Annotated in this window: 12 protein-coding genes; 8 read left to right on the top strand and 4 right to left on the bottom strand. The window is 48.2% G+C overall.

Going from position 1 to position 12,767, the window contains the following annotated elements; all coding sequences use genetic code 11:
* The first annotated feature begins 21 nt into the window (after positions 1 to 21).
* The 4 genes from ACO0LF_RS15815 (at position 22) to ACO0LF_RS15800 (ending at position 3,837) form a co-directional block, all read left to right on the top strand.
* Positions 22 to 1,266 carry a Zn-dependent hydrolase gene (locus tag ACO0LF_RS15815; protein ID WP_423015574.1) on the top strand — a complete coding sequence of 415 codons (1,245 nt, stop codon included), beginning with the start codon at positions 22 to 24 and terminating at the stop codon, positions 1,264 to 1,266.
* Positions 1,267 to 1,711: 445 nt separating this feature from the next.
* On the top strand, positions 1,712 to 2,518 hold the full coding sequence (locus tag ACO0LF_RS15810; RefSeq protein ID WP_423015572.1) for a TIGR04255 family protein: 807 nt from the start codon (positions 1,712 to 1,714) through the stop codon (positions 2,516 to 2,518).
* A gap of 1 nt (position 2,519) precedes the next feature.
* On the top strand, positions 2,520 to 3,086 hold the full coding sequence (locus ACO0LF_RS15805) for a hypothetical protein (protein ID WP_423015570.1): 567 nt from the start codon (positions 2,520 to 2,522) through the stop codon (positions 3,084 to 3,086).
* A gap of 10 nt (positions 3,087 to 3,096) precedes the next feature.
* A complete protein-coding gene (locus tag ACO0LF_RS15800) occupies positions 3,097 to 3,837 on the top strand; it encodes a hypothetical protein (protein ID WP_423015568.1) in 741 nt (246 codons plus the stop codon).
* Between the two features lie 21 nt (positions 3,838 to 3,858).
* Here the strand turns inward: ACO0LF_RS15800 and ACO0LF_RS15795 are convergent, their stop codons facing one another.
* Complete coding sequence (locus ACO0LF_RS15795) at positions 3,859 to 4,617, bottom strand: hypothetical protein (protein ID WP_423015566.1); 759 nt, start codon at positions 4,615 to 4,617, stop codon at positions 3,859 to 3,861.
* Positions 4,618 to 4,848: 231 nt separating this feature from the next.
* Entirely contained in the window at positions 4,849 to 5,757 is a 909-nt protein-coding gene (locus ACO0LF_RS15790; RefSeq protein ID WP_423015564.1) for a LysR family transcriptional regulator, read from the bottom strand.
* 136 nt (positions 5,758 to 5,893) lie between these two features.
* Between ACO0LF_RS15790 and ACO0LF_RS15785 the strand changes: the two genes are divergently transcribed.
* Both ACO0LF_RS15785 and ycaC read left to right on the top strand, forming a co-directional pair.
* Positions 5,894 to 6,763 (top strand): pirin family protein, encoded by an 870-nt coding sequence (locus ACO0LF_RS15785; RefSeq protein WP_423015562.1) that lies wholly within the window; start codon positions 5,894 to 5,896, stop codon positions 6,761 to 6,763.
* Positions 6,764 to 6,815: 52 nt separating this feature from the next.
* The gene (gene ycaC / locus ACO0LF_RS15780; protein ID WP_423015560.1) at positions 6,816 to 7,457 is read left to right on the top strand and encodes an isochorismate family cysteine hydrolase YcaC; all 642 of its coding nucleotides are present in this window, start codon (positions 6,816 to 6,818) and stop codon (positions 7,455 to 7,457) included.
* 60 nt (positions 7,458 to 7,517) lie between these two features.
* On the opposite strand, the gene ACO0LF_RS15775 is transcribed toward ycaC, so the two are convergent.
* Both ACO0LF_RS15775 and ACO0LF_RS15770 read right to left on the bottom strand, forming a co-directional pair.
* Positions 7,518 to 8,021, bottom strand: a complete 504-nt coding sequence (locus tag ACO0LF_RS15775) for a hypothetical protein (protein WP_423015558.1) — start codon at positions 8,019 to 8,021, stop codon at positions 7,518 to 7,520.
* A gap of 42 nt (positions 8,022 to 8,063) precedes the next feature.
* The gene (locus ACO0LF_RS15770; RefSeq protein WP_423015556.1) at positions 8,064 to 10,979 is read right to left on the bottom strand and encodes an HD domain-containing phosphohydrolase; all 2,916 of its coding nucleotides are present in this window, start codon (positions 10,977 to 10,979) and stop codon (positions 8,064 to 8,066) included.
* 323 nt (positions 10,980 to 11,302) lie between these two features.
* Between ACO0LF_RS15770 and ACO0LF_RS15765 the strand changes: the two genes are divergently transcribed.
* The gene (locus ACO0LF_RS15765) at positions 11,303 to 11,488 is read left to right on the top strand and encodes a hypothetical protein (RefSeq protein ID WP_423015554.1); all 186 of its coding nucleotides are present in this window, start codon (positions 11,303 to 11,305) and stop codon (positions 11,486 to 11,488) included.
* Between the two features lie 176 nt (positions 11,489 to 11,664).
* Entirely contained in the window at positions 11,665 to 12,756 is a 1,092-nt protein-coding gene (locus ACO0LF_RS15760) for an ATP-grasp domain-containing protein (protein ID WP_423015552.1), read from the top strand.
* The last annotated feature ends 11 nt before the right edge of the window (positions 12,757 to 12,767 follow it).

Below are 12,767 nucleotides of genomic sequence, written 5' to 3'. Positions count from 1 at the left end.
AGTAATATAAGGAGTAACGCAATGTCTACCGCAAATCTACGTATCAATGGAGACCGCCTTTGGGCCTCATTGATGGAACTCGCAAAAATCGGTGCCACACAAAAGGGTGGCGTCAAACGCCTGGCCCTGACTGATCTCGACAAACAAGGCCGCGACCTCGTTGTCTCCTGGGCCAAACAGGCTGGCCTCACCGTCACCATAGACCAGATAGGCAATGTCTTCATGCGCAGGGCAGGCAAGAACCCGGCACTGCCACCCATCATGTCCGGCAGCCATATCGACACCCAGCCCACTGGCGGCAAGTTCGACGGCAACTACGGCGTGCTGGCCGCACTCGAAGTCGTGCGCACCCTCAACGACCACAACGTAGAAACCGAAGCGCCAATCGAAGTCGCCTTCTGGACCAATGAAGAAGGCTCACGCTTCGTCCCCGTCATGATGGGCTCAGGCGTATTCTGCGGCGCATTCTCGCTGGAAACAGCCTATGCCGCCAAAGACACCGAAGGCAAGACCGTCGGTGATGAGCTGGAACGCATAGGCTACAAAGGAACAGAAGTACCTGGCCAGCACCCCATAGGTGCCTACTTCGAGACCCATATAGAACAAGGCCCGGTGCTCGAAGATGCCGACAAGGTCATCGGCGTCGTCCCCGGCGTGCTTGGCCTCTCATGGTACGACTGCGTCGTCACCGGCATGGAAGCCCACGCCGGCCCCACGCCCATGGCGCTGCGCAAAGACGCCCTGCAAATCTCCACCAAAATCATGCAGGAAGTCGTCAACATCGGCAACCGCTACCCGCCCTATGGCCGCGGCACGGTAGGCATGGTGCAGGTTTTCCCCAACAGTCGCAACGTCATCCCCGGCGAAGTCAAATTCAGCATGGACCTGCGCAATGTATCAGCAGAGCTGCTCGACACCATGCACAATGAAATCCTCGCCTTCGTCGATAAGACAAGCAAGGACAGTGGCCTCAGCATTAGCGTAGAACGCGTCTCCTACTACCCTCCTTGCCCCTTCCACCCTGACTGCGTCAACGCCGTACGCGAAGCCACAGCCACCCTGGGCTACAGCACCATGGACGTAGTTTCTGGTGCAGGCCACGACGCCATCTACACCGCCAGACTGGCCCCCTCCGGCATGATCTTCGTGCCCTGCAAGGATGGTATCAGCCACAATGAAATTGAAGATGCGAAATCAGAACATCTGGAGGCAGGGTGCAATGTGTTGTTGCATGCGATGCTGGGGAGGGCTGGGGTGGTGGGGTAGAAATTATCAAATCCAAATTTGGAATGGCCATAAATACATTCTGTTTAACAAGAATATGCGGCGATTTTATTCTGGTTAACATTGAGCTTTTTTAGGGGGAGATATAAAGGCGCCTGTACTAAAGGAAGTTAGTCGTTGGAGTAATAGATTAGGCTACGAGTCAATTTTGCAACATTTTGATTCAGACTAAGTAAAAGTGCGTGCACGATTGGTGTCTCTTTGATAAATTTAATTTTGATAAATATAATCTGTAGTTATTTGATGAAATGAATCGCCAGATGATTCCTACTAGCCGTAACTGTCAAACGTGCGATGGCGTGATATGGGAGATTGTTATATTATTCGCTGCCCGTTAAATATCGGTCCATTATTAATTAAAAGGCAATTTTAATTAATTTGGTGATATTATCTTCATATTCCAGATGCAAAAATTGAGGCAAAGAGTATGCCCGTAACACTGAAAAAAAGTCCTATTGTTGAATTAGTTGCTGAACTAAATTGGGACATTCTTGAGCAGCAATTTCCCGGCGCCAATATTGGTAACGGGCCTTCTGGAATAGTGATCAATCAAGCTGAATGTGAAGAATTCTTCATGATGTTCTCTGGTGAGGTAAATAAGCTCGGTTTCAAAAAAATAGAACGGCTTTTTCCTCACGGAATGCCTCTTTTCTCTCATCAGCCTATTTTTCGATTTCGATCAGAGAATAACGACGTGCTTTATCAGGTCGGGGCGGGTTATTTTTCGGTAAATGCAACAGCAGGATACAAATCCTGGAATGACTTTTCTCCTGTTATTGAAGATGGACTAAACGCACTTTTAACAGCTCGATCTGGAAGTGATAAGCTTAAGCCATTTTCAAATGTCAGTCTTCGATACTTGGATGCATTTAAGGAGCCGCTGATCCAAGGCATGGGTATCGATAAATTCATGTCAGAAGTTTTAGGTATAAATATATCCATACCGACTGGTATATCCAATCATATAGCTAAGGGTGAAACGCATAGACCGTCCTTGCAACTTCAAATTCCAATGAAAGATAAAGAAGTCATGCTAATTTCTATTGGTGAAGGTATGTCTGGTGGAAACCCTGCGTTTCTTATGGATACCAATGTTGTTACCAACATCGAAACTAATGCTGATGTGGCTGAAGTAATGGCTGTACTGAATTTATCGCACAATAATATTCACAATATGTTCTTTGAAATCACAAAACCAATAATGGCTTTGATGGAACCAAGTGAGGTGAATTGAAATGATTGCTACTTCTGATTATACGCTTAGTGACTCACATTTTTTTCAACCTAGGATTGTTGCTACAGCCGAATATAAAGACAGACCAAAATTTGGTTTGCCACAGCATATTACTCAGCGCATTTCAAACAGTTTTGTAACAAATTCAGCTGTATTCTTTTTTGTCGCTACAAAGACAGCCAATTCCATTTCTGATTCACTTATGGTGTGGGCAAATAATGGGGAGCCGCTGGCCGCAATTAAATTTCAGCAGGAAATCGAAAAGATCAAATTGTTAGATATCCTGAAAATGAAAATTAATACCCCAGGAGTTTCTTCCGATATTGACTCCCTGTCTGAGACGGTTGAAAGCGCTTTTGAAATTATTTCTCGATTTGGGCCTGGGGCAATTGTTTTAAATGAGTTTCAAAGAAACCATGTAAATGGTGAGCATTTGGCTTCATTGTTGAGGGTAACATATCACTACAGATTCAATATAGATGGCTGGAACGATGCTTTTGAACTGGCTGTCAATGCTTTGAAAAATGAAGGGATTGACGCTCAAGACGCATTAGCTGGTATGCTTTAAGGCAATGCTTATGACGTTTTCTGAAGTAAGTGAGAATCAGATCACCAAGGACCAGGTAGCAATAGCAATTACGGCTGGTAGATTTGGCAGTCATACTGGAATTGCTTTTCATTCCGCAAAAGAAGGATTTCAACTTCTGCATTTAGCTTGGCATAAAAGTCTTCTTGTAGATTCATTACCATTGGATCAATGCTGGATCGCATGCGTGCCAGAGATTTCTCATTCTGCATCGAAGCAAATGGTTGCTATTGTCAGAGCTATAGCGAAAAGAAGACCCTCAATAAGCTATGCTGTTAATGTACTTACTGCGAAAAATTCATTTGATTCAAACGGTCATTACAGCGCGCCTAAAGGAAGCCATGGATTGACTTGTGCCACTTTTGTCACAGAGATATTCCGCGCAGCCGTTCTTCCTTTAGTTGATGAAACTACTTGGAAAGAAACTGCTGAGAATATAGTGTGGGGGAATGAGGTAGTTGATTTGCTTCAGAGACAAGGTGTAAGTAATGATCACGTAATTGCGGTCAGGGCTAGTGTTAACGGAATTAGAATTCGTCCTGACGAAGTTGGTGCTGCGGGATGTCTCCCATTTAAAAAACGTCCTGCGAAATTTGAAGATATCTCTCCAATAACACCTACTGTAATGAGTAAATATAGCGAGATATCGCAGTCAAAAAAGGTTCTAGCTAACTCTGGGGCAACAATTCTGAAACCAGAAACTAACGTATCTGCACAAGTAGAAAACAAATGAATGAGGTTAAAGTTTTTGTGACTAAGGTAATGAATTAAACAAATCCTCTACTGAAGCATCGAGCACATTCCACGACGTTTTGCATGTGGCTTGATCAAAGTTGGAGCGAGTCATAACAGCTTGCCATGGGTGCACGACATTGCGGGAGTCGCGTAGTGCATGACTAAATTTGCTCCGGTCGCCTTTAATCCAACCAACGTCTGCGGCTACGTCAATCAATGTACTAAGGTTCCAATCATGGATGGCTGGCGTCTTTCCTGTTTTGTCTCGCGGGGCTTTTTGTGATTGGTACGCTATCGGAGTGGAAAGTTGCGCTCGCGCCAAAAGTAATCCTTCTAGGATACTGCCCATCAAAATTACAGCAGCAGTGTATGCTTCAACGTGTGCACAACGCTGGGCCTCACGCCAACGTTTTTCCAACTCTTCCTTAAGACCTGGTACTGTGGTTGTCAAACGTGAAAAATCGCGAGGGGCATGGATGATTTTTTGAGGCTTTTCAAACGCACCTGTATTAGCGAATTTTAATGCGCTGGTAATGTACCGGGCAAGGGCTTCTAATCGTATACGACGACTATTGACTTGAAAGTCAAGGTCGTCAGCCATGTTTGATAATAGTGTTGGTGGAATGCCAGCGAGCTCATCCAGAATCATTCTGGCCTCACGAATTTTGCCATCGACATCACGTAAGCCTGTGAATCTGTCCGTCGCTGCAGATCCATCTGGCATAGTGATCTCGTTTAAAATCCCCTGCAACAGTTTTACTGCCTGTGCCTTATCCATAAAGGTTCGCTAGTGTTGTTGTTCATTTATTGTATCACCCATTCAGATACTTGCTATCTAGTGCAACTGGAGGGACTTCGGTAGTTTTTCGTTGCGAACAGACCTAGCTTTTATCAACTCTGGTCGGAATTTTTGTAGGAACGGCTTCAGCCGCGAATCGCTATAATACGTATATCAGCCATTGCTCGCTGCTGAAGCCGCTCCGACGAAGGGCAAAGATAGTTTGCTCTTCTAATTATTCGGCAAATCCCTAAACCTCTCATCCAGCATATCAATCAAACTGCGCACCGCCGGTCTTATCCATCGCCTTGATGGAAACACCAGGTGGACGATGCCGTGTTTCAGGGTCCAGTAGGGGATGAGCTGGACCAAGCGGCCGTCTTTTAATTCTTCTTCCATCATCATCACAGGTAATGTCACGACGCCTGCGCCCGCGATGGCGGCCTGGCGCAGGGTTGTCATGTCGTCGCTGATCATGCGCGGGGTGTGGCGCATGGTCAGCAGTTCGCCTTGTTCGCCTACCAGTTGCCACAGGTATTCTTCACGCGCGGGGCCGAGGTCCAGGCTGGGGTAGTTGGCCAGGTCGGCTGGTTGTTGTGGCGTGCCCAGTTTCTCCAGCAGTGCAGGGCTGGCGGCCAGACACCAGCAGCGGGTGCCTAATACCTTGACGACCAGTTCGCTGTCTTCCAGCGGTGGCGGGCGCACGCGTATGGCCAGATCAAAACCTTCTGCTATGACATCAACGCGGCGATTGCTGGCTTCGAGTTGCAGGGTGACGCGCGGGTGGCTGGTCATGTAATCGGCCAGGATAGTGCCGACCTGGGCGTGCAGCATGGCGATGGGGCAGCTCAGGCGTACGACCCCTTGTGGTTCTGCCTTGTCCTGGTCTATGGCCTCTTGTGCGGCACTGGCTTCGGCCAGCATGGCCTTGCAATGGCTGTAGTAGGTCTGGCCTATCTCGGTCACAGAAAAGCTGCGGGATGAACGCTGTATCAGGCGCACGCCCAGGCGTTCTTCCAGCTCGGCGATGCGGCGACTGAGTTTGGATTTGGGTATGCCTATGGCACGCCCGGCCGGGGCAAAGCCGCGGTGGTCGACTACCTGGGCAAAGTAGTAGAGGTCATTCAAGTCTTGTGACATGGATCTTTGATCGTTCTATTTTATCGTTCTATTTTTGGGACGTTGCATCATATTTTCGCCTACTACCGCCTTGTTTGGGAAAAATTTACACTTCTTTCCATCGACACCATGTGTGTTTGCAAATAAGGACAAGATCATGAAACAAGTTTTAGGTATCTACGGTACTAGCGGCCAACATTGGGTTGGTGATGGTTTTCCGGTGCGGACTTTGTTTTCCAATGCCAGTCTGGGTCAGCATATCAGCCCGTTTTTAATGCTGGATTATGCAGGTCCTGCGCAGTTTGCACCGATGACGGGTCGGCAGCAGCGCGGCGTAGGCAGCCACCCACACCGTGGTTTTGAGACGGTGACCATCGTCTATCAGGGCGAAGTCGAGCACCGCGATTCAACTGGCGCAGGCGGCACTATAGGTCCGGGTGATGTGCAATGGATGACGGCGGGATCAGGCATTTTGCATGACGAGTTTCATTCAGAAGCATTTAGCCGCACAGGTGGCACGCTGGAGATGGTGCAACTGTGGGTCAACCTGCCAGCACGCGACAAGATGACAGAGCCCGGTTACCAGGGCATCTTGAATAGCGATATCCCTGTGGTGGAATTGCCAGGTGATGCAGGCTGTTTGCGGGTGATTGCTGGCAGCCATGCAGGCAAGGGTGGGCCAGCACATACGCACACAGCGATGGACGTGTGGGACATGCGGCTGAACCAGGGCAAGGCCACGAGCTTGACTTTGCAGGCGGGCCGTACCGCCATGCTGGTGGTGTTGCAAGGCACGGTCAAGGTCAATGGTCAGCAGGTGGCCGGGCCTGCGCAAATGGTCTTGCTGGACAAGGCAGGTGTAGATGTTTTGATACAGCCAGAAGCCGATGCGCATGTGCTGTTACTGAGTGGTGATCCCATTGACGAACCGGTAGTGGCACATGGGCCTTTTGTAATGAATACAGCAGCCGAGATAGACCAGGCTTTTGCCGATTTCAGAAGCGGCCAATTCGGCAAGATTGCGTAATAAAAAGCTTTTTGTACGTGGGCAAACCTGCCCACTTTTTTAGGAAGATGAAATGAGTAAAGAAATTAGAAGCGATCTCTATAAACGTTTGAATAAAGATGATGCAATCTTGCTGCTGGTGGATCACCAGACTGGTTTGCTGTCACTGGTGCGTGATATCCAGCCTGACCAGTTCAAGAACAATGTGCTGGCGCTGGCAGATGTGGCGAAGTACTTTAATTTGCCGACGATATTGACGACGAGTTTTGAGGATGGACCAAATGGCCCGCTGGTGCCTGAACTGCGCGAGATTTTCCCGGACGCGCCTTTCATCGCCCGCCCGGGCCAGATCAATGCCTGGGACAATGAAGAGTTTGTGGCAGCCGTCAAGGCAACCGGTCGCAAGCAAATCATTATCGCTGGTGTGGTGACTGAGGTATGCGTGGCTTTCCCTGCCTTGTCAGCTTTGGGTGAGGGTTATGAAGTGTTTGTGGTGACAGATGCATCAGGCACTTTCAACGATATCACCCGCAATTCTGCCCTGCAACGCATGCAGGCAGCGGGTGCGCAGTTGACGAGCTGGTTTGCAGTGGCCGGTGAATTGCATCGCGACTGGAGAAATGATGTGATCGGTCTGGGTACGCTGTTCTCGAATCATATCCCTGATTACCGGAACTTGATCAATAGCTATACCAGGGCGAGTGCGGGTAAGTAAGGTTTTAACGGGCTAGTATGAAATGAAGGACTTCCTTTTTTTGAAAAGGGAAGTCCTTGCTCAAGGATTGCCAGTGCCAACACGTGTAAAGACTGATGTAATGATAGTTTCGTTAGGACGCTTTTGGCCTGGCTTGACTGGGCCTAGATAGCGTTCCATTTCGGCCCTATCGTGGGTGACGATAAATTCCAGGCGGTTTTCGCTGACTCTTATTCGTTTTATAGAAAGCATTCCTACTTGTATAGCGACGTTGGATTCCAGAACTTTTTGTTCTATGTGCTCGCTATCTACCCATCGGTAAGTACCTGACGAACGTACTTTTCTTCCATTAAGTACCCAGGTATTGTCGGTAAAAAATTCGCCCGTGGCTTTTATACCAGTGTCTTCTATCGATGTCTTTTTTTGCGGAATGACGCGACCATCATCGGTTTGAATTTGGTGGCTGTGCATCCATTTTCCTACAAGTAATTGCTCCTGAGGTGGCTTGGCAAAGCCTGCAGCAGGATAGAAATTGCCAAGGAAAATAATGCTGGCGATGGCTGCAAGTTGCTTAAGTGTGAGCATAGTAAATTTTTGTTTGCGATGTTAATTGTTCTGGTAACTGCTTCAAATGAATGTCGTTATATCCACCGCATCAATTTGCTCTTTTTGCATGAACATCTTGCCGTATTCCAGATACACCCCTGAACGCAGGAAGAGGGTGAACAGTTCAGGGTCTATATGCAGGTCCTTCTTCATGAAGCCCATGATCTTGATGGCTTCTGACAGTGTTTTGCCTTTCTTGTAGGGGCGGTCGGCGGCGGTCAGGGCTTCGAAGATGTCTGCTATGGCCATCATGCGGGCGGGTATGCTCATGTCGGCTGCCATCAGGCGTTTGGGGTAGCCTGTGCCATCCATTTTTTCATGATGACCACCGGCAATCTCCGGTACTTTGGCGAGGTGGCGCGGGAAGGGGAGTTTTTCCAGCATCATGATGGTTTGTATCATGTGTTCATTGATCTTGTAGCGTTCTTCTTCTGACAGGGTGCCGCGAGCTACAGTGAGGTTATACACTTCACCGCGGTTGTACAGGTGCTCAGGCACCTTGACCTTGAAACCCCAGGGGTTGTCTGGCCTGACATTGTCACGTTCTGCTCTGCTGAAGATATGTTCTGCCTTGTCACTCAGTAGCTGCTCTTGTACGGGTAATGCTGGTTCTGGTGCGCGGTCTTTACGTTCTTTTTCATCGTGCGAGATGCCGATGCGGTCAGACAGGGTACGGGTCCAGCTGCGCTCTGCAATTTGCTTGATGCGGGCGATTTTGTCAGCGGCCATGAATTCGCCACCTTCATTGCAGGTGGCGATGAAGTTGAATTCTTCATCGAGTTCTGCCAGGGTTTTGTCGAGTTCAGTTTTGAGTTTTTCTTGCTGATCTGGCGTTTCTGCAACTGCTTTCCAATAACTGATTTCTGCATCGCGTTTCAGTACTTCAAAACGCATGCGAATTTCATGGATGCGGTCGTACAGGGTTTCGAGCTTGGTGGCTTTATCGACTATGTATTCTGGCGTGGTGACTTTGCCACAGTCATGCAGCCAGGCGGCGATGTGGAGTTCTTCCCATTCTGTCTCTGTGAGCTGGAAGCCTGCAAACGGGCCTTCGGTTTCCTTGCAGGCGGCCTGGGCCAATAACTTGGTCAGTACGGGCACGCGCTGGCAATGGCCGCCGGTGTAGGGGCTTTTGGCGTCGATGGCGCTGGCAATCAGTTGTATGAAGGCTTCCAGCAGGGTCTTCTGTTCCTGTATCAGGCGCTGGTTTTCTATGGCTATTGCGGCCGCGCCAGAGACGGCTTCGGCCATGGCTTGCCTGCCAGGATCGATGGCAGCGTCGTCTATCACCAGGGCGATTGCGCCAACCAGGGTATTGTTTCTATCCTTTAAAGGGATGGCGATGAGGGTAGTAATGTGGTCGGTGGCAGGCAAGGTGCTGAAGTAGCGTGTCAGGTCTGCTGGCAGCAACTGGCAGATACTGCTGCGGGACTTGCAAGCCAGTATGACGGGATGGTCTTCATCCGTCATACTGATGCATTGGGTGGCAGCTTCCAGCACTTCATGGTCTGCGTAGGCTTGCACTACCTGCATGGTCTGGTCTTGTGGCTGGTAGAGATATAACATGCCGGATTTGGCTTCTGTGATTTCCGACATTTCTTTCAGTACCCGCGCCAGCAATTTGTCGTAATTGGTTTCGGACGCCAGGCTGCTGGCGATATCAAGAAAGGAACGTATGGTCGCTTTCATGCCGCGCATGGAATTGCTGAGGTCGGCAATTTCCTTGATGCGTGACTCGATATTGACCGGGCTTCTGAAGTCGAAACGGGCGATCTTGCTGGCTTCTGCATTGAGTTGCTTCAGCGGCAAGGAGGCCAGCCTGGAAAAATAAATGGTCACGCTCAAGCCTATCAGTAACAAGAGCATGAACAGGGCGATACTTTGCCTGCGCATCTTGATGACACCTGCCAGCAATTCTTCATGCGGGCTGGCGATCAGGATGCGCAAATCCTGGCCACCGGGGATTTGTATATTGCCCAGATAGGTAGACCAGGTTTTGTCCATGACATCCAGCGTCTGACTCTTGTTGCCATCAGCGTTGCCCAACTCCAGTATTTGATGGAGTACGGGTGTATTCTGCTCTGCCAGGGTAGGCATGCTTTGTGTGCCATCCAGGCGAGTGGTGATTTGCGGCTTATAGGCCGGCTGCCTGCCATTTTGCCAGGCCAGCAACTGACCCTTGTGATCTATCAGGGCCATCATGGTTGACGGGGTGACACTGCTATTCCTGATGGTTTCATGGATGGTGGGCAGTTCTATATCTATACCGACGACCGCATCTGCATTGACTATCTTTTGCGCGTAAGTGACACCTATCTGTTTCGTTGTGAAGAAGTAATAGGGTTCTGACACATGGGCTTGTCCTGGTTCTTTCATGGCCTTTTCATACCAGCCGCGCAGGCGGGGATCATAATTACGCAAGGGTATGGGCTGGCGACTGATTTCATTGAGCCTGTCATCCAGGTAAACCACATGTTCCAGCATCTTGCCTGCATCCATGCTGGTGCTTTGCACTATCCACGCAGTTTTATCGGGGGCATTGAAGACATCCTTGCCGCCATTTGACTTGGCATACTGCCGCAGCAGGAAGAATTCACCATCGGCATAGCCCACATAAGCAGAGGTCGCAGATTTGACGCTGATGATGGCCTTGGCCAGATAATTGACATGGGTCAGGCGTTCATCCAGGTTTTTGCCTGCGATGGGGTGGGACTGCGCCAGTATCTCGGTCTGGTTTTTTACCGGCTCATAAATGTCTTTGACATTGTTGGCAACTTCATTACCTATCAATGAATAACTGCTATCCGCCTGGGACAGGATGATTTTACTCATGCGCATGAAGAGTACCGTGCCCATGGCGAGTGCAAAGATCAGGATCAGGCCAGTAAAGAAATAGGAGATGTAGATATGGAAATGAACATTTTTCCTGTTGCGCATGGAGTACCCGTCCTGAGTAGGTGATGACGCTGAAAACAGCAATATTAAAAATGCTTAAAAAACAATCCCATAGTAATTGCATATTTTACATTTCGCAAATGAAAACTTTTTTATGCAAAATTCAAGGTCCCATATCTGATCCATCAGACCAGGTCGTAGGGACAACAGTAGTAGCACCTACCTGTACTTATGGACAGGATGTAAATTCAAAAATATATATTTATATTGTGGCTGACCGGTTTCAACGGTAGCTCTGCCTGGCTAAATTTGGCCAGGTCAGGCAGAGATTATTTAATGGCCAAATGCATTATTGGAGATACATAATGTTTGTAACTAAAACAGTAAAAAACGAAATTTCTTCTACTACAGAGAAACGTATTTTGGGAAAAACTGTAGGTAAAGAATTGACAGTTGAAGAGCAAAAATTTATCGCTGGCGGTGATAACGCTCATGGTCCTACTTGGAATCACCTGCCAGAAAACAGCAGCGACAGAATTCTCCCAAGTTAATTGAGATTTCGAATCTGTAAGCTCATTCCAAATTTGGAAAGGGAAAGTTACTGATTCAATGTTAATTGGTCTTGTACATCTTCAAGCATGGAGATGTACAAGACTTCGTCTTCATGGACGTGCAGTGAGCTGGTTGATGATGACAGCCTCAGTGAAAAAATAGATAATTTACCGAGATGAGTATTTTAATTCTTTCTAACCCCCTGGATGTGCATGCAGCCGCAGTGCATTGGGGGCTTAAGATGTTGGGTTGTGATTCCATTTTGTGGGACTGGTCAGATTTTCCAAAATCTGATGCGCTTACGCTGGAGATCGATGAAACTGGCAATCACAAAGCAAGTATGGTGATTGCTGGACGTGAATGTACTGGACCCTTTGATGTCATCTGGAATCGTCGCGCTGGTACGGCTACCCCTATGCTGGATTCGCACCCTGAAGATGTTGTCATCATTCAACGTGAGTCGAATGAATTCCTGAAAAGCATTTCTTCGCTAATCGGTAGCGCCAATAGTCTTTGGGTTAATTCACCGGCTGCGGGACAGCAGGCAGATATGAAGCCCGCACAATTACTGGCTGCCAGGGCGCTGGGTTTCAAGATCCCGGACACGCTTATTGGCAATGATTTTTTAAAAGTGAAAAATTTCTTTGAAAAGCATGATGGGAAAATTATCTACAAAGCGTTTTTTCAAGGATATTGGCATCATGAACAAGGTTCGGTAACAGGCTTGCGTACCGCGGCTTTATCTGAAGAGCATTTTCAGGATGACTATGGTATCAGGGCCTGCCCTGGCATTTTTCAAGTACTGGTTGAAAAGAGCTATGAACTTCGCGTCACGGTGATGGGTGATACCGTGCTTGCTGCGGCGATAGATAGTCAAAGCAAGGGTGAAACCATAGACTGGCGTTGTGATTTGGGTGCAGACCTGCCTCTTAAAAAAATAGAATTGCCAGCAGAGATAGCAGATCGTTGTATTGCTTTGTGTAGAAAACTGGGCCTGGTCTTTGGATGTATAGATTTGATCGTCAATAAGGCTGGCGAGTATATATTTTTGGAAATCAATGAAGCAGGTCAATTTCTCTGGAAGGAAGGGATAGATCCTGATTTATTGACACTCGATACTTTTTGCAGATTACTAGCGAGTGCCGTGCCATCCACACATCTTACAGACAAGCCGACTTTGCATTTTGCCGACTGGGAGGTCTCCAAAGAAGGGCAAGAGTATCATGCCCTTTACTTAAAGAGTCTTGAGAAGCATGCCCTGTCATAAAGGCAGGTAAT

The sequence above is a fragment of the Undibacterium sp. Di27W genome (assembly GCF_049340345.1).
GTDB lineage: Bacteria > Pseudomonadota > Gammaproteobacteria > Burkholderiales > Burkholderiaceae_D > Undibacterium.
This window is presented reverse-complemented; position numbering and strand designations above follow the sequence as displayed.